We start from the raw sequence: 16,715 nt of genomic DNA, 5'->3' as shown, positions 1-16,715 counted from the left end.
AGGCGGCGCGTCCCGGAGATGTACGTCCGAGAAGGAGGAAAGTCATGGAGTCCCTGGCTCGTGGCGGTACCAGATGGAAGCGGTTCGCCGTCGTCATGGTGCCGAGCGTGGCGGCCACCGCCGCCATCGGCGTGGCCCTCTCGCAGGGTGCGCTCGCGGCGTCGTTCAGCGTGTCCGGCCAGCAGTTCAAGGTCAGCACGGACCGGCTGGACGGCACCGGATTCGTTCAGTACGGAGCGGTCGACGCCCAGAAGGACGGCAAGAACGTTCCGGTTGCGGTCTCGGGGTTCTCGAACGCCAAGATCCACAACCTGTGCCAGTCCGTCGTCGTGCCGGTCCCGGTCTTCGGCGACGTGTCGATGAAGCTGTCGGCCGGCGGTGGCAGCCAGCCCGTGGAGGCCAAGAACCTCTACATCGACCTCGATCAGCTGAACGCGGACGCGACCTTCAACAACATCAACATCGGTGTTGCCGCGGGTTCGACGTCCAAGGGTCCCGGCATGCACAAGGGCGACAAGGCGGACCCGGGCTCCTTTGCCCAGGAAGCCGACTCGGCCACGCTGACCCACGTCCAGCAGCGTGCCTGGGCCACCACGGCCGGCACGTTCAAGCTCAGCGGCCTGAAGATGAGCGTCGCCAAGGGCAAGAACGAGTGCTACTGACGCGCTGAGGCGTGCGGGTGCGGGGTGGAGCTGCGCGGCGAGAGCCGTTCCCCGTACCCGTACGCCCGGTAGCGCCGGGCAGTACCCACTGAACCACCGACTTGCCAGTCCGAGGAGCCGTACGACATGAGCGAGCGGAGCACGGGGGTCCTTCCGGCCGGAGGCTGGGGGAGAGTCAAGAACAGGCGCGCGCGGCACGACTTTTGCGGGCCCGCCGACCGCAAGGAGGCTGGTGCATGAGCGCCGAAACGCGATCAGGGCTGATCGAGATCCTCGGCCGGAAGCGGCTTGCGTTCCGGGAATGGCGCGGACACCGCCCGTTCTGGGGCGGCCTGCTGACTCTGCTGGCCGGCATACCGATCATGTACATCCCCTATGCGAACCTCACCATCGGTTCCCTGACCGTCCGCATGGCGACCACCGCCGGAGCAGGCTCGCTGATCATCGGCGTCCTGCTGGTGGTGCTCGGTCTGACCATGTGGTTCCAGCCGGCCTCGCGGGTCTTCGCGGGGGTCGCGGCGATTCTGCTCTCCCTGGTCTCCCTGGTCGTCTCGAACTTCGGCGCCTTCCTGATCGGCTTCCTGCTGGGGCTGATCGGCGGTGCGCTGGGTGTCTCCTGGGCGCCGGGCAAGCCCGAACAGAGCGCGGACGAGCCCGGTGATCCGGACCGCATCGTCGGACCGGTCGTCGCCACGAACCCCGCGCCGGCGGCCGGCGGTCCCGCGTTGGGCAACGGACTGGGCAACCTGTCAGGAACGAGCCCGACCAACGGAGAGAACGGGAGGCACCGTGCCGGGTGACGAGCTGCACCAGGAGAGCGCAGCCGCCGGGGCGAGATCCGGGCCGAGGCACGCCGCGCCCAGAAAGCCGCTGCTGACTCGGCTGCACGTGCCCGCGGGCAAGGCCATCGCCATCGCCGCGATGCCGTCCGCCGTGCTCATGGGCATGGGGCTGACGCCCCAGATGGCGATCGCCAAGTCGGCGCCGCCGGAGAGTCCCTTCAAGGACGGTCCGTGCGTCAGCGCGCCGGACACCTCCGGGCAGAGCGCCACGTCCAAGGACGACGCGAAGAGCAAGGACGGTACGGCCGGCAAGAGCACCGCCTCGCCGTCCGCCTCGCCCTCCGCGACGCCCTCGCCGTCCGCGAGCAAGCCCGCGGCGAAGCCCTCCGCCACCCCGAAGACCGACGCGCCCTCGGGCTCCGCGACGCCGTCGCCGTCGGCCTCCGCGAAGAAGGACGACGGCGGGCTGCTGGGCGGTATCGGTGATGCGCTCGGCGGTATCTTCGGCGTCCACAAGACCGCCCAGCCGTCGGCCTCGCCGAGCCCCTCGCCGTCCGCGTCCGCCACCAAGGCACCGGCCCCGGCCCCGTCCACCCCGGCGGCGTCGCCGGCGGACTCCGGACCCGGCCTGAACGAGGTCACCAAGCCGGTCAAGGACGCGCTCACGGACCCGTCGAAGGCGGTCAACGACACCACGCACGGCCTGGTGGGCACGGCCGACAACGCGGCCGGCGGCGCGCTGACCGGCAAGGACTCCAGCGGCAAGCAGGCCTACCCCTGCGTCGTCGAGAACAAGCAGAAGGGCAAGGACGAGCAGACGCCCGTCACCCTGCCGGACCTCCCCTGGCACCTGGAGTCCAGCGGGCTGACCCTGCGCGGTCTGAACTACGAGGGCGTCGTCAACGTCACGACGCAGAGCGGCCACGTCAAGCAGGCCCTGAAGTTCACCGCGGACAGCATCGACATCGGCGACCTGCACCAGATCGTCGACGACCCGTCGTCGGGCAAGCACTACCACGTGCGGTCGACGCCGGGCTCCACGTCCACCATCCGCGGTGGCAAGGTGACGCTGTACACCGAGCGGTTGCAGGGCAACCTCTTCGGGCTGATCCCGATCGTCTTCGACCCGGAGCACCCGCCGCCGCTCAACGTCCCGTACGCCTACTTCAGCAAGGTCAAGCTCGACCAGGCCGGCCAGTTCGGCGGCAACCTGCACGTCCCGGGCATGGCCGTGTCCATCGAGAACTGACCGGGGATCCACCCGGCCGGAATCCTCCGGGAGCCGCGGAAACGGCGGTGGGCCGCCCCCTACGAGGGGGCGGCCCACCGCCGTTTCCGTCCGCTCCGTCAGCGGGTGACCCGTCAGGCGGGGTCGCCGCCGAGGTGGTGCACCCGGACCATGTTGGTGGTGCCGGGGACGCCGGGGGGCGAACCGGCGGTGATGATCATGGTGTCGCCCTTGCCGTAGCGCTGGAGCTTGAGCAGCTCGGCGTCCACCAGGTCCACCATCGCGTCGGTGTTGTCGACGTGCTCGACGACGAAGCTGTCCACGCCCCAGCTCAGGGTGAGCTGGTTGCGGGTGGCGATGTCGGTGGTGAAGGCGAGGATCGGCTGGGCGGCGCGATAGCGCGACAGCCGGCGGGCGGTGTCACCGGACTTGGTGAAGGCGACCAGCGCCTTGCCGTCCAGGAAGTCGGCCATCTCGCAGGCCGCGCGGGCCACCGCACCGCCCTGCGTACGCGGCTTCTTGCCGGGCACCAGCGGCTGGAGGCCCTTGGACAGCAGCTCCTCCTCGGCCGCCTCGACGATCTTCGACATCGTCTTGACGGTCTCGATCGGGTACTGGCCCACCGAGGACTCCGCGGAGAGCATCACCGCGTCCGCGCCGTCCAGGATCGCGTTGGCGACGTCGGACGCCTCGGCGCGGGTCGGCCGGGAGTTGGTGATCATCGACTCCATCATCTGGGTCGCCACGATCACCGGCTTGGCGTTCCGGCGGCACAGCTCGATCAGCCGCTTCTGCACCATCGGGACCTTCTCCAGCGGGTACTCCACCGCCAGGTCGCCTCGGGCCACCATGACGGCGTCGAAGGCCATCACGACCTCCCGCATGTTGGCGACCGCCTGCGGCTTCTCGACCTTGGCGACGACCGGGACCCGGCGGCCCACCTCGTCCATGACGCGGTGCACGTCCTGGACGTCCTTGGCGTCCCGCACGAAGGACAGCGCGACCATGTCGCAGCCCATGTGCAGCGCGAACTTGAGGTCGTCGATGTCCTTCTCGGACAGCGCCGGGACGTTGACCGCGGCGCCGGGCAGGTTGATGCCCTTGTGGTCGGAGATGACCCCGCCCTCGATGACGATGGTGCGCACCTGCGGGCCGTCGACCTCGACGACCTGGAGGGCGACGTTGCCGTCGTTGATCAGGACCGGGTCGCCCTTGGAGACGTCGCCGGGCAGGCCCTTGTAGGTCGTGCCGCAGATGTGCTTGTCACCGGGCACGTCCTCGGTGGTGATGACGAACTCGTCACCGCGCACCAGCTCGACGGGGCCCTCGGCGAAGGTCTCCAGGCGGATCTTGGGGCCCTGGAGGTCGGCCAGCACGCCGACGGCGCGGCCGGTCTCCTCGGCCGCCTTGCGGAGGCGGTGGTACCGCTCCTCGTGCTCCGAGTGGGTCCCGTGGCTCATGTTGAAACGGGCCACGTTCATACCGGCCTCGATCAGCGTCTTCAGCTGGTCGTAGGAGTCGACGGCGGGGCCCAGGGTGCAGACGATTTTGGAACGGCGCATGGCTGGAATCCTATCCGTTTGTTTAGCAGCGGAATATTTCGGTAGGCGGAAACGCCGAGTGCTACGCGTTGACCAGGGCGTATGTCTGCTGGGCGATCTCCAGTTCCTCGTCGGTGGGCACCACGGCGACCGCGACCCGGGCGTACTCGGGCGAGATCAGCCGGGCCTCGTCGGACCGTACGGCGTTGAGCGAGGCGTCCACCGCCATGCCCAGCTCCTCCAGGCCGGCGACGGCGGCGGCCCGCACCGGGGCGGCGTTCTCGCCGACGCCCGCGGTGAAGGCCACCGCGTCGACCTTGCCGAGGACCGCGGTGTAGGCGCCGATGTACTTCTTCAGCCGGTGGATGTAGATGTCGAAGGCGAGCGCGGCGCGCTGGTCGCCTTCGTCGATCCGGCGGCGGATCTCCCGCATGTCGTTGTCGCCGCACAGCCCGAGCAGCCCGCTCTTCTTGTTGAGCAGCTCGTCGATCTCGTCCGCCGACATCCCGGCCACCCGCTTGAGGTGGAAGGTGACCGCCGGGTCGATGTCGCCGGAGCGGGTGCCCATGACCAGGCCCTCCAGCGGGGTCAGGCCCATGGACGTGTCGACGCACCGGCCGCCCCGCACGGCGGACGCGGAGGCGCCGTTGCCCAGGTGCAGCACGATCACGTTGACGTCCTCGGGCGCCTTGCCGAGCAGCTGCGCGGTTCTGCGGGAGACGTAGGCGTGCGAGGTGCCGTGGAAGCCGTAGCGGCGGATGCGGTGCGCGTCGGCGGTCGCCACGTCGATGGCGTAGCGGGCCGCGTACTCCGGCATCGTGGTGTGGAAGGCGGTGTCGAAGACCGCGACCTGCGGGAGGTCGGGGCGCAGCGCCTGCGCGGTGCGGATGCCGGTGATGTTCGCCGGGTTGTGCAGCGGGGCGACCGGCACCAGCCGCTCGATCTCCTTGAGCACCGCGTCGTCGACGACCGTCGGCGCGCTGAACTTCAGTCCGCCGTGCACCACCCGGTGCCCGATCGCGGCCAGCTCCGGGGAGTCCAGCCCGAGCCCGTCGGCGGCCAGCTCCGCGGCGACGGCCTTCAGCGCGGCCTCGTGGTCGGGTATCGCACCCTCGGTCTCGCGCCGGTCGCCGCCGGCGGGGGTGTGCACCAGGCGCGAGGTCTCCTCGCCGATCCGCTCGACCAGGCCGGTGGCGAGCCGGGCGCCCGCGGGGGCGCCGCTGTCCGGCGCCGTGCGCATGTCGAGCAGCTGGTACTTCACCGACGAGGAGCCGGAGTTGAGGACGAGGACGCGGGTGGCGGTGGCAGTCATGGAGCGGCTTTCCGGTGGGGAGGCGGTCAGGCGGTGGCAGGTGGTGTCAGGCGGTGTGTCCGGCGCCGGGCTGGGCGCCCTGGGCCTGGATGGCGGTGATGGCGACGGTGTTGACGATGTCCTGGACGAGGGCGCCGCGCGAGAGGTCGTTGACCGGCTTGCGCAGGCCCTGGAGGACCGGGCCGACCGCCACCGCGCCCGCCGAGCGCTGGACGGCCTTGTAGGTGTTGTTGCCGGTGTTGAGGTCCGGGAAGATCAGCACGGTGGCCTTGCCCGCCACGTCGGAGTCCGGCAGCTTGGTCCGTGCGACCGCCGCGTCCACCGCCGCGTCGTACTGGATCGGCCCCTCGACCAGCAGATCGGGCCGCAGCGCGCGGACGATCTCGGTGGCCTTGCGGACCTTGTCGACGTCCGCACCGGACCCGGAGGTGCCGGTGGAGTACGACAGCATCGCGATCCGCGGCTCCACGCCGAACCGGGCGGCGGTGGTGGCGGACTGGATGGCGATGTCGGCCAGCTGCTCGGCGTCGGGGTCGGGGTTGACCGCGCAGTCGCCGTAGACCAGCACCCGGTCGGCCAGGCACATGAAGAAGACCGACGAGACGATCCGGGCGCCCGGCCGGGTCTTGATGATCTCGAAGGCGGGGCGGATGGTGGCGGCGGTGGAGTGCACGGCACCGGACACCATGCCGTCGGCCAGCCCCTCCTGGACCATCAGCGTGCCGAAGTACGAGACATCGGCGACGACGTCGTAGGCCAGCTCGTAGCTGACGCCCTTGTGGGCGCGCAGCTGGGCGTACAGCTCGGCGAACCGCTCGCGCAGCTCGGAGGTGTGCGGGTCGATGATCTGCGCGTCCGCGAGGTCGATGGCCAGGTCGGCGGCGCGCTTGCGGATCGCCTCCGCCTCGCCCAGCAGCGTCAGGTCGCAGACGTCGCGGCGCAGCAGCACGTCGGCGGCGCGCAGCACCCGCTCCTCGGTGCCCTCGGGGAGGACGACCCGGCGGCGGCCGGCGCGGGAGCGCTCGATCAGCTCGTGCTCGAACATCATCGGGGTGACCCGGCCGGAGCGGGCGACGGAGATGCGGTTCGTCAGCTCCGCGGTGTCGACGTGCCGCTCGAAGAGCCCGAGCGCGGTCTCCGCCTTGCGCGGCGAGGCGGCGTTCAGCTTGCCCTCGATGGCGAACAGCTCGGCGGCGGTCGGGAACGAGCCGGCCGGTACGGAGATGACCGGGGTGCCGGGTGCCAGCCGGGCGGCCAGCGCCATGATGTCGGGGCCGGGCCGCTCGTCGAGGGTGAGCACCACTCCGGCGATCGGCGGGGCCCCGGCGCTGTGCGCGGCGAGCGAGCCGATGACCAGGTCGGCCCGGTCCCCGGGGGTGATCACCATGCAGCCGGGGGTCAGGGCCTTGAGGAAGGTCGGCAGCATGGCGCCGCCGAAGACGAAGTCCCGCGCGTCCCGGGCGAGCCCGGAGTCGTCGCCGAGCAGCACCTCGGCGCCCAGGGCGTGCACGATCTGGTTCACGGTCGGCGCGGAGAGCGAGCCCTCCTCGGGGAGCGCGTAGCAGGGCACCGGCAGCCGGGCCGCGAGCCGCTCCACGACGGCCTCGCGCAGCTCGGGGGTGACGCGGTTGACGACCATGGCGACGACGTCGCAGCCCAGCGAGGTGTAGGCGCGGTAGGCGTTGCGGGCCTCGGCGCGGACGGCCTCGGCCTCCTGGCCCTGGCCGCCCACGACGGGTATCACCGCGGCGCCGAACTCGTTGGCGAGCCGGGCGTTGAGGTTCAGCTCGGCCGGCAGGCTGGTGGCGGCGTAGTCCGAGCCGAGGACCAGGACGTACTCGTACTCCCTGGCGACCTGGTGGAAGCGGTCGACGAGCCGGGAGACCAGCTCGTCGGTGCCGCGCTCGGCCTGGAGGGTGGCCGCCTCCTCGTAGCTGATGCCGTAGACGGACTCGGCGGGCTGGGTGAGCCGGTAGCGGGCCCGGAGCAGTTCGAAGAGCCGGTCGGGTCCGTCGTGGACGAGCGGGCGGAAGACCCCCACCCGGTCGACGTGGCGGGTCAGGAGCTCCATGACTCCCAGTTCGACGACCTGGCGGCCGTCGCCGCGCTCGATACCGGTCACGTACACGCTGCGCGTCACGTGTGCTCTCCGTCCCTCTTCGATGCCCGCGAGCGTGCGTGCTCACGAGTTTTCCCTGCTCGCAAGGTCAAAATTACCCGTTATTGTGGGCTTGCCCCTCTTGACAATACCTGCGCGTGTGGCTAGGCCGCTCTCCCAGTTTCCCCGGTGCGCTCGGGGCGGGGACAGTGGGGGTGGTCCCTGTGTGAGGCACGGGCCGGCCGGCCCGTGAAACAATCGGACCGGCTCACACGAACCAACAGCGAGCACAGGAGACACAGCACGATGCGTATCGGAGTCCTCACCGCGGGCGGCGACTGCCCTGGCCTGAATGCTGTGATCCGGTCTGTCGTCCACCGCGCGCTCACCGGCCACGGCGACGAGGTCATCGGCTTCGAGGACGGCTTCAAGGGCCTGCTCGACGGCCGCTTCCGCAAGCTCGACCTCGACGCGGTCAGCGGCATCCTGGCCCGCGGCGGCACCATCCTCGGCTCCGCCCGGCTGGAGCGCGCCCGGCTGCGCGAGGCGTGCGAGAGCGCCAAGGACTTCTCGCGGGAGTACGGCATAGACGTGCTGATCCCGATCGGCGGCGAGGGCACGCTGACCGCGGCGCGGATGCTCTCCGACGCCGGGATGCCGGTCGTCGGCGTCCCCAAGACCATCGACAACGACATCTCCTCCACCGACCGGACATTCGGCTTCGACACCGCCGTCGGCGTCGCGACCGAGGCGATCGACCGCCTCAAGACCACCGCCGAGTCGCACCAGCGGGTCATGGTCGTCGAGGTCATGGGACGGCACGCCGGCTGGATCGCGCTGGAGTCCGGGATGGCCGGCGGCGCCCACGGCATCTGCCTGCCGGAGCGCGAGTTCGACGTCAACGACCTGGTCAAGATGGTCGAGGAGCGGTTCGACCGCGGCAAGAAGTTCGCCGTGGTCTGCGTCGCCGAGGGCGCCCACCCGCTCGCCGGCACCATGGACTACAAGAAGGGCGCCATCGACCAGTTCGGCCACGAGCGGTTCTCCGGCATCGGCACCGCGCTCGCCCATGAACTGGAGAAGCGCCTCGGCAAGGAGGCCCGCCCGGTCATCCTCGGCCACGTCCAGCGCGGCGGCACCCCGACCGCCTACGACCGGGTGCTGGCCACCCGCTTCGGCTGGCACGCCGTCGAGGCCGCGCACCGCGGCGAGTTCGGCCGGATGACCGCGCTGCGCGGCACCGACGTCACGATGGTCCCGCTGGCCGAGGCGGTCACCGAGCTCAAGCGGGTCCCGGCGAGCCGCATGGACGAGGCGGAGTCGGTCTTCTGACGTCCCCTCAACACGCCGCAGGCGGCGCGCCGTTGGGTGCGCCGCCTGCGTGCTTTCCGGGACCTCACTGGGCGCCGATGGCCTCCAGCATGTTCAGCCGGGCGGCCCGGCGGGCCGGCCAGAGCGCGGCCAGGACGCCGACGACCAGGGCGATCAGCAGGAACAGCCCGAGCCGGCCCCAGGGGAGCACCAGCGCGTACGCGGGGAACGACGAGCTGACCAGGCTGCCGCCGGCCCACGCCAGGAAGACGCCCACGCCCATGCCGAGCACCGCGCCGAACAGCGAGATGACCACCGACTCCAGCCGGACCATCTGCTTGATGCCGCTGCGGGCCAGGCCGATGGCGCGCAGCATGCCGATCTCGCGGGACCGCTCGAAGACCGACATGGCAAGGGTGTTGACCACGCCGACCACCGCGATGATCACGGCCATGCCGAGCAGCCCGTAGACCATGTTCACGATGGTGTCGATCGCCCCGGCGGCCTTCTTGCGCAGATCGTCGCGGGTCTGGACCTTCAGCAGCGGGCTGTCGCCGAGCGTGTGCCGGATGTCCTTGGCCAGCGCCGGGGAGCCGCCGCCGGACGCCTTCACCAGCAGCCGGTCGTTCTTGGCCCGGGGCAGATGCGGGTCGACCAGCGACATGTCGGCGAAGGACTCGCCCAGTACCTCGTTGTCCTTGTAGACGGCGGCGATCTTCAGTTTCGCCGGCTTCTTCTTGTCGAAGAAGTTCGCGCTCACCATGTCGCCGGCGTGCCAGCCGTGCTCCTCGGCGCCCTTCTCGGATACGGCGATCCCGCCGGCCCGGACCGTGTCCAACGAGCCCTGGACGAAGGTGATGCGGGTGACCTTGTCGATCTGGGCGAGGTCGGTGCCGCGGAGGTAGCCGAAGCCGCCCTGGCCGTCAGCCCGGGTGCTGAAGCCCACGCCGCGCAGCGGGGCCACCGCCTCGACGCCCGGGAGCTTCGCCACCTTCTTCGACAGTTCGGGGTCCAGGCCGACGAGCGTCGAGGTCTCGATCTGGTAGTCGGCGGTCAGCTCCTTGGCCGCCATCTTGTCCATGGCCACCTGCGCGGAGTGCCCCACGACCGTCATGCCGGTGATCAGGGTGAGGCCGATCATCAGGGCGGACGCGGTCGCCGCCGTACGGCGCGGATTGCGCAGCGCGTTCTCCTTGGCGAGCCTGCCGCCGATGCCGAAGAGGCGGGTGGTGACCGGGCCGGCGAGGGATATCAGCGGACGGGACAGCAGCGGGGCGAGGACGATCACGCCGGTCAGGGTCAGCATGGAGCCGAGCATGGCGACCGGGAGGCCGTCACCGGTCTTGAGGGTGGAGACGTAGAACATGACGGCTACGCCCAGTGCGGTGATCACCGCGCCGAGGGTGTTGCGCAGGACCAGACCGCGCTGCGTCGGCGGGGCCTCGACGCTGCTCAGCGCCTCCACCGGGGCGATCCGCGCCGCCTTGCGGGACGGCAGCCAGGCGGCCAGGACGGTCACCAGCACACCGACGGCCAGGGAAGCGAGCACCGTGGTGGGGCTGATGACCACCGGCCCGTCCGGGAAGCCCGCGCCGTTGGCGTCCAGGACGGCGCGCAGTCCCACCGCGATCCCGGTCCCCAGCGCGAAGCCGACGACGGAGGAGATCAGCCCCAGCAGACCCGCCTCGGCGAGCACCGAGCGCACGACCTGGCGGCGTGAGGCGCCCACCGCGCGCAGCAGCGCGATCTCGCGGCTGCGCTGGGAGATGAGCATGGTGAAGGTGTTGGCGATGATGAACACCCCGACGAACAGGGCGATCCCGGCGAAGGTCAGCAGCGTCTTGCTGAGCGCGCTGTTCTGCTCGGCGATCATCCGGGCCTGCTCGGCGGCGAGTTGCTTTCCGGAGGTCGCCTGGGCGCGCTTGGCGGGCAGCAGTTGGCTGACCTCGTCGGTCAGCTTCTGCTGGTCGGTGCCGGGGGCGGCGGCGACCACCAGCTCGTCGAACTGGCCGGGGTGCAGGTACAGCCGCTGCGCGGTGGCGGTGTCGAACAGCGCCAGGCTGCCGCCCGCGGTCACCGCCGGGTCGTCGGTCGCCACGATGCCGACCAGCTTCTTCGTCAGCACCGGGCCGTCGGTGGCGAACCGCACGGTGTCGCCGATGCCGACACCGGCCGACTTCGCGGTGGACTCGGCCAGTGCGATCTCGTTCCCGTTCGCCGGGCCGCGGCCCCGGACGAGCGGATAGCGGCTGTCCTTGCCGTCCGCGCCCGGCTGGTAGTTGACGGCGCGGTTCTGCCAGCCGTTGCCGATCGGCTGGTCGTCGCGGCCGGCCAGGGTCGCCTCGCCGGTGACGTCGGACCGTACGGACGCCACCCCCGGCAGTGCGCGGATCCGGTCGGCGAGCCGGGTGTCGAGGGCGGTGGTGCGCTTGCCGTCCTTTCCGGGCCCGGGGCCGGCGTCGGGGTCCGAGGTGGCCTTCACGGAGACGGCCACGTCCTTGAGGTTCTTGGCGGAGGCGTTCTTGACGGCCTCGCCGACGGAGTCGCTGAAGATCAGGGTGCCGGCGACGAAGGCGACGCCGAGCAGGACCGCGAGCGCGGTCATCAGCAGACGGGCTTTGTGCGCAAGGACGTTGCGCAGGGCGGTTCGCAGCATGGTGGTGGTGTCAGTCCTGGGTCCGGGGGGTGGCGGGGATGCGGCCGGGCGGTGCGCCGGCGGCCGTACGGCCTGTGGCGAGGGCGGGCCCTAGCTCGTCCGGCCCTTGGCGTCGAACATCCGCATCCGGTCCAGGACGGCGTCCGCGGTCGGCTCGTGCAGCTCCTCGACGATCCGGCCGTCCGCGAGGAAGACCACCCGGTCCGCGTACCCGGCGGCTACCGGATCGTGGGTCACCATCACCACGGTCTGGTCCATCGCGCGCACCGACTCCCGCAGGAAGCCCAGGACTTCGGCGCCGGACCGGGAGTCGAGGTTGCCGGTCGGCTCGTCCGCGAAGATGATCTCGGGCTGGGCGGCCAGTGCGCGGGCCACCGCGACCCGCTGCTGCTGGCCGCCGGAGAGCTGCGCGGGCCGGTGGCCGAGCCGCCCGGAGAGGCCGACGGTCTCCACGACCCGGGATATCCACTCCTGGTCGGGGCGGCGGCCGGCGATGGCCATCGGGAGCGTGATGTTCTCCAGTGCGGTCAGCGTCGGCAGCAGGTTGAACGCCTGGAAGATGAAGCCGATCTTGTCCCGGCGCAGCCGGGTCAGCTGCTTGTCGCCCAGCGACGCCAGCTCGACGTCCCCGATCCGGGCGGAGCCGGCGGAGATCGAGTCCAGCCCGGCCATGCAGTGCATGAGGGTTGACTTGCCGGAGCCCGACGGGCCCATGATGGCGGTGAACCGGGCCCGGCCGAACTCCACGTTCACGGAGTCCAGCGCGACCACCCGGGTCTCACCCTGGCCGTAGACCTTGCTCAGGTCGGTGGCGCGGGCGGCGACGGCGGTGGCGCGGGCGGGGACGGTGGGACGGGGGACGGCGGCGTGCGGCACCGGAACTCCTGAAGGGGCGTGGAAAGGGCGATACCCCCATCCTCGATCCCGCAGGTCAGCCCGGTCTTCGCCCGCAGGGACCGAATGCCGTACCGGCCGCAGGTGCCACGCCGGCCCCCGGCGTCATCCTCTGGACGGACGGGGCTCCGCCCGCAGACCGACGGGGACACGTCAGGGTCGGGACCTGCCGCGGCCGGTCACCCCGGTGGCTCCGCCTCACCGGCCCGGCGCCAGAACTCCGCCACGATGCCGCCGAGGAAGTCGCGCCCGGCCCGGCCGGACTCGTCGGGGGCCTCCCCGCCGGTCCAGCTCAGCGAGGCCGCCATGGTCGCGTGGTATTCGTCGTGCAGCTGCTCCAGGACGTCCTGGAGCAGTTCCTTGGGCAGCGGTGCGAGCTTGCCGACCGGACGGACGTAGCCCTGCCAGCGGGTGGTGGCGGCGCTCGTCAGCAGCTCGGCGAGCTTCGCCTCCTGACCGGTGCAGCGGAGCAGCGCGGACAGCGGCAGGTGCAGCACCTCGGTGAGGGCGGCGGCCTGGCGCTCGGTGCCGCGCCAGGGCCCGCCGCCTTCCAGGCGCTCGTACGCGGTCTGGTCCATGCCGATCCGCAGGGCCAGGTCGGCCGGGGCGAGGCCGAGCGCGAGGCGGTATTCGCGCAGGGTTCCGGGCGCACTGAGGAGTTCGGCGGGGGCGCACCACAAAGCGCCCGCGAGCGCGGTCAGCTCGGCTTCCGTGGGGGCGCTCTCGCCCAATTCCCAGGAAGCCACCGTCACCGGTTGCAGCTGAATTCCGTAAGCGGCCCAGATTCCATAGGCGACATGCGCATGGGTCATGCCGAGGGCCTCGCGCAGCCGGCGGGCGGCGGCGGCGTTGAAAGGGGGCCTGTGCGCGTCCCCGGCGTGCGTGTTCACCGGCACACGGTAAGTGACGGTACGGCTTCGCACCTATCGTGCGGATATCCAAGTTTCCGGGTTGGAGGAAGGTACGTGGCGACAGGCCGTCCCCGGCCGTATTTCGCTGCTTTCCGGCCAACGGGCCGCCGGGCCGGTGCGCCGGCGCTCCCGGCTCCCGTTCCGGTCCCGGCCGGTCAGCCCTTCACCGCGCCGCCGAGCGCGAAGCCGCCGCCCAGCCGCCTGGAGACAAGGATGTACAGAAGGATCACCGGTGTCGAGTACAGGATCGAGAATGCGGCGAGTTCACCGAAGGCGACGGCGCCGTAATTCCCGAAGAAAGTGAAAATGCTGACAGACGCCGGAAGCCGGTCGGGCGAGAGCAGCAGCATGAACGGGACGAAGAAGTTCCCCCACATCATGATGAAGGTGTAGATCGCGACGACACCGCAGCCGGGCCCCATGAGCGGCAGGATGATCCGCCGCAGGGTCTGCCACCAGGACGCGCCGTCCGTCCAGGCGGCCTCCTCCAGCGCCTTCGGCACCCCGTCCATGAAGTTCTTCATCAGCCAGATGGCGAACGGGAGTTGCGCCGCGGCCATGAACAGCGCGGTGCCGTACCGGGTGTCGATCAGGTCGACCCGCACGAACAGCCCGTAGACCGGGACCATCACCGCGGTGATCGGCAGGCAGGTCGCGAACAGGACGGTGAGCAGGTACGGGCGGCTGAAGCGGGACCGGTAGCGGGACAGCGGGTAGCCGGCGAGCGCCGCGCAGACCACCGTGAGCAGGGTCGCGCCGCCGCAGATCAGCAGGCTGTTGAGCATCGGGGTGAAGGTGATCTCGTCGGTCAGCACCGCCGAGAAGTTGTCCAGGGTGGGCGGGGCGGGGAGCCCCACCCGGAGCGTCGCGTGCGGGTCCAGCGACGCCAGCACCAGCCAGGCCAGCGGGATCGCGAACGCCACCGCGGCGACCAGCAGCGCGACGTCGGCGGCGAGCCGGTGCCGGGTGGCGCGCCGGAGCACCGGCCGCCCGCGGACCGTGCGCCGCCGCACGGCCACCGCCGGCCCTCGCGGTCCCGTACGCACCGGCCGCATCAGGTGTCCTCCCGCAGCAGCCGCAGATACACCGCCGAGAACAGCGCGCCCACCACGAGCAGCAGCAGCGCCACCGCCGTGCCGTACCCGATCAGGGACTTCAGGAACGCCTGGTCGTACATGAACACCGGCAGTGTCTGGCTGCGGTTGCCGGGGCCGCCGCGGGTGATCGCCCAGATCAGCCCGAAGACGGAGAGCGTCTGGAGGGTGTTGAGCATCAGGTTGGTGCCGATGGAGCGGCGGATCATCGGGAGCGTGATGTGCCACAGCCGGCGCAGCCCGCCCGCGCCGTCCACCGCCGCCGACTCGGCGACCTCCTGGGGGATCTCGGAGAGCGCCGCGGAGTAGACCAGCATCGAGAAGGCCGTGCCGCGCCAGACGTTGGCGAACGACACCGCCAGGATGGGCAGGGTGAACAGCCAGTCCTGGGTGGGGAGATGGAGCCAGGCCAGGAGGGCGTTGAGGGTGCCGCGCCGCTCGAAGAAGGTGTAGAGGAGGAAGCCCGCGACGATCTCCGGGAGCACCCAGGCGGTGATCACCACCGCGCCGGTCAGCGTCCGCACCGGCCGCGAGGCGCGCCGCATCAGCCCGGCCAGCGCCAGCCCGAGCGTGTTCTGGCCGAGGAGCGAGGAGACGACCGTGAACACCAGCGTCAGCACCACCGCGTTGCGGAAGGCCGGATCGGCGAAGGCGTGCCGGAAGTTGGCCAGCCCGACGAAGGACGCCGACTGCTGGCCCGTCAGCTGGGTGTCGGTGAAGGCGAGGTAGCCGCAGTAGCCGATGGGCCCGGCCAGGAAGAGCAGCAGCAGGACGGTGGCCGGGGCCAGCGGCGACCAGCGCAGCGGGTGCCGGTTCATGGTTTGGCGACGACCCGGCCGCCGACCACGGACCGCACCGCGGCGTCGTACTCCCCGGCCGCCTTGTCCGGCGAGGCGTCGCCGGCGGTGACGGACTCCGTCGCCTCCCCGATCGCCGCGGCGACCCTGGGGTATTCGGGCAGCGCGGGGCGGTACTGGCTGATGGGCACCAGACCGGTGAAGAAACCGACGCCCGGCACCGACTTCAGATACCGCGGATCGGCCGCGACGTCCTTGCGGACGGTGATCTGGGCGCCCCGTACGCACCACTCCAGCGCGTTGCTCCGCGACTGGAAGGTTTCGATCAACTTCCAGGCGAGATCGGGGTGTTGGGCGCGCCGCGGTACCGACCAGGTCCAGCCGCCGGCCAGGCTGACCCGGCCGGGCGGGGCGCCGTGCTGCGTCGGGAACGGCGCCTGGCCGAGCGTCGTCGACCAGGCCGGCCACGGCTTCCCGCCGCCCGTCTTCTGCCACTGCTGGGCCAGCCAGGAGCCGTCGAGGTCGATGGCGAGCTTCTGGCCGGGCAGCAGCTCGGCGGCCACGTTGGTCTGGATGTTGGGGCTGAGCGCGTCGGAGACGTCGGGCCCCAGTTTCTCCTTGTAGACGGTGTCGATGAAGCCGAGGCTGTCCTTGAACCCCTGGGTGCCGGTGACCCACTTCCGTGCGCCGGGGTCGTAGAGCTGGTCGTGCCCGGTGCCGTACAGCAGCATCTCGAAGCCCTGCATCACGGCCGCCTCGCCCGCGCCCTTGCCGGTGAAGACGTTCAGCGGGATGACGCCGGGGACCCGCTGCTTGATCGTGCGGGCGGCCTGCAGGACGTCGTCCCAGGTGCGGGGGTGCCAGTCGGCGGGCAGTCCGGCCTTGCGGAAGACGTTCTTGTTGAACCACAGCCCGCGGGTGTCGGTGCCGTCCGGGACGCCGTACGTCCGGCCGTCCTGCCCCCTCGCCGCGTCCCTGGCGGACGGCTCGAACTGCGGCCAGGCGGCCCACTTCGCCAGGTACGGGTCCAGGGGGCGCAACAGCCCCGCCGTGATGTCGGAGTTGACCAGGAAGGTGTCCTCGTAGACCACGTCGGGCGCGGTCTTCGGGGAGCGCATCATCTGCTGGATCTTGGTGTAGTAGTCGTTCTCCGCGGCCTGGATGGGGATCAGCCGGACCTTCTTGCCGGGGTTCGCCTTCTCGAACTGCCGCGCCACGAGGGCGACATAGTCGTCCCGGACGCGGACCGCGTTATTGGTGTCCTTGATGAAGGCGACCGTGACGGTGTCGCGGTCGCTCCCGGACCCGCTGCCGCAGGCGGTGAGTGTGCCAGCGGCCAGCACGGCGGCGGTGAACAACATCAGCGGGGTGGTGGAGCGCACGGCACGACCTCCAACGGACCACGGTCAACTCACCACGGCGTACTGCC

Annotated in this window: 13 protein-coding genes; 4 read left to right on the top strand and 9 right to left on the bottom strand. The window is 71.1% G+C overall.

The window, feature by feature from the left end; genetic code table 11:
- The first annotated feature begins 44 nt into the window (after window positions 1–44).
- The 3 genes from GR130_RS32465 to GR130_RS32455 all read left to right on the top strand — a co-directional run bounded on the left by GR130_RS32465 (window position 45) and on the right by GR130_RS32455 (window position 2,693).
- Window positions 45–662, top strand: coding sequence for a DUF6230 family protein (locus GR130_RS32465; protein WP_159508008.1), 618 nt, complete (start codon window positions 45–47; stop codon window positions 660–662).
- A 236-nt stretch (window positions 663–898) separates the two neighbouring features.
- Window positions 899–1,462: a DUF6114 domain-containing protein gene (locus GR130_RS32460; RefSeq protein WP_159508007.1), complete on the top strand. Its 564-nt coding sequence runs from the start codon at window positions 899–901 to the stop codon at window positions 1,460–1,462.
- Window positions 1,452–2,693, top strand: coding sequence for a hypothetical protein (locus GR130_RS32455; protein ID WP_201305062.1), 1,242 nt, complete (start codon window positions 1,452–1,454; stop codon window positions 2,691–2,693). The genes GR130_RS32460 and GR130_RS32455 overlap by 11 nt, the downstream gene beginning before the upstream one ends.
- Before the next feature lie 113 nt (window positions 2,694–2,806).
- Here the strand turns inward: GR130_RS32455 and pyk are convergent, their stop codons facing one another.
- From pyk to pta, 3 genes are all read right to left on the bottom strand, one after another.
- Window positions 2,807–4,234 (bottom strand): pyruvate kinase, encoded by a 1,428-nt coding sequence (gene pyk / locus GR130_RS32450; protein ID WP_159508006.1) that lies wholly within the window; start codon window positions 4,232–4,234, stop codon window positions 2,807–2,809.
- Between the two features lie 61 nt (window positions 4,235–4,295).
- Window positions 4,296–5,525, bottom strand: a complete 1,230-nt coding sequence (locus GR130_RS32445; RefSeq protein ID WP_159508005.1) for an acetate kinase — start codon at window positions 5,523–5,525, stop codon at window positions 4,296–4,298.
- Between the two features lie 46 nt (window positions 5,526–5,571).
- Window positions 5,572–7,665 carry a phosphate acetyltransferase gene (gene pta / locus GR130_RS32440; protein WP_159508004.1) on the bottom strand — a complete coding sequence of 698 codons (2,094 nt, stop codon included), beginning with the start codon at window positions 7,663–7,665 and terminating at the stop codon, window positions 5,572–5,574.
- A gap of 264 nt (window positions 7,666–7,929) precedes the next feature.
- Here pta and GR130_RS32435 point away from each other — a divergent pair, with 264 nt between their 5' ends.
- Window positions 7,930–8,955, top strand: a complete 1,026-nt coding sequence (locus GR130_RS32435) for an ATP-dependent 6-phosphofructokinase (RefSeq protein WP_159508003.1) — start codon at window positions 7,930–7,932, stop codon at window positions 8,953–8,955.
- A 64-nt stretch (window positions 8,956–9,019) separates the two neighbouring features.
- Here the strand turns inward: GR130_RS32435 and GR130_RS32430 are convergent, their stop codons facing one another.
- From GR130_RS32430 to GR130_RS32405, 6 genes are all read right to left on the bottom strand, one after another.
- Window positions 9,020–11,590, bottom strand: a complete 2,571-nt coding sequence (locus GR130_RS32430) for an ABC transporter permease (protein WP_159508002.1) — start codon at window positions 11,588–11,590, stop codon at window positions 9,020–9,022.
- Window positions 11,591–11,680: 90 nt separating this feature from the next.
- Window positions 11,681–12,466: an ABC transporter ATP-binding protein gene (locus GR130_RS32425; RefSeq protein ID WP_159508001.1), complete on the bottom strand. Its 786-nt coding sequence runs from the start codon at window positions 12,464–12,466 to the stop codon at window positions 11,681–11,683.
- 197 nt (window positions 12,467–12,663) lie between these two features.
- Window positions 12,664–13,380: an XRE family transcriptional regulator gene (locus tag GR130_RS32420; protein WP_159508000.1), complete on the bottom strand. Its 717-nt coding sequence runs from the start codon at window positions 13,378–13,380 to the stop codon at window positions 12,664–12,666.
- 170 nt (window positions 13,381–13,550) lie between these two features.
- A complete protein-coding gene (locus GR130_RS32415) occupies window positions 13,551–14,450 on the bottom strand; it encodes a carbohydrate ABC transporter permease (RefSeq protein WP_159507999.1) in 900 nt (299 codons plus the stop codon).
- A complete protein-coding gene (locus tag GR130_RS32410) occupies window positions 14,450–15,307 on the bottom strand; it encodes a carbohydrate ABC transporter permease (RefSeq protein WP_159507998.1) in 858 nt (285 codons plus the stop codon). The genes GR130_RS32415 and GR130_RS32410 overlap by 1 nt, the downstream gene beginning before the upstream one ends.
- Window positions 15,304–16,668 (bottom strand): extracellular solute-binding protein, encoded by a 1,365-nt coding sequence (locus GR130_RS32405; RefSeq protein ID WP_201305061.1) that lies wholly within the window; start codon window positions 16,666–16,668, stop codon window positions 15,304–15,306. The genes GR130_RS32410 and GR130_RS32405 overlap by 4 nt, the downstream gene beginning before the upstream one ends.
- Between the last annotated feature and the right edge of the window lie 47 nt (window positions 16,669–16,715).

The organism is Streptomyces sp. GS7, from assembly GCF_009834125.1.
Taxonomy (GTDB): Bacteria; Actinomycetota; Actinomycetes; order Streptomycetales; family Streptomycetaceae; genus Streptomyces.
This window is presented reverse-complemented; position numbering and strand designations above follow the sequence as displayed.

Excerpts from the sequence above, each read along its gene's own strand:
- GR130_RS32430 (WP_159508002.1), bottom strand. The coding sequence starts at position 11,590 with ATGCTGCGAACCGCCCTGCGCAACGTCCTTGCGCACAAAGCCCGTCTG.
- GR130_RS32410 (WP_159507998.1), bottom strand. The coding sequence starts at position 15,307 with ATGAACCGGCACCCGCTGCGCTGGTCGCCGCTGGCCCCGGCCACCGTC.
- GR130_RS32465 (WP_159508008.1), top strand. The coding sequence starts at position 45 with ATGGAGTCCCTGGCTCGTGGCGGTACCAGATGGAAGCGGTTCGCCGTC.
- pyk (WP_159508006.1), bottom strand. The coding sequence starts at position 4,234 with ATGCGCCGTTCCAAAATCGTCTGCACCCTGGGCCCCGCCGTCGACTCC.
- GR130_RS32460 (WP_159508007.1), top strand. The coding sequence starts at position 899 with ATGAGCGCCGAAACGCGATCAGGGCTGATCGAGATCCTCGGCCGGAAG.
- GR130_RS32415 (WP_159507999.1), bottom strand. The coding sequence starts at position 14,450 with ATGCGGCCGGTGCGTACGGGACCGCGAGGGCCGGCGGTGGCCGTGCGG.
- GR130_RS32435 (WP_159508003.1), top strand. The coding sequence starts at position 7,930 with ATGCGTATCGGAGTCCTCACCGCGGGCGGCGACTGCCCTGGCCTGAAT.
- GR130_RS32445 (WP_159508005.1), bottom strand. The coding sequence starts at position 5,525 with ATGACTGCCACCGCCACCCGCGTCCTCGTCCTCAACTCCGGCTCCTCG.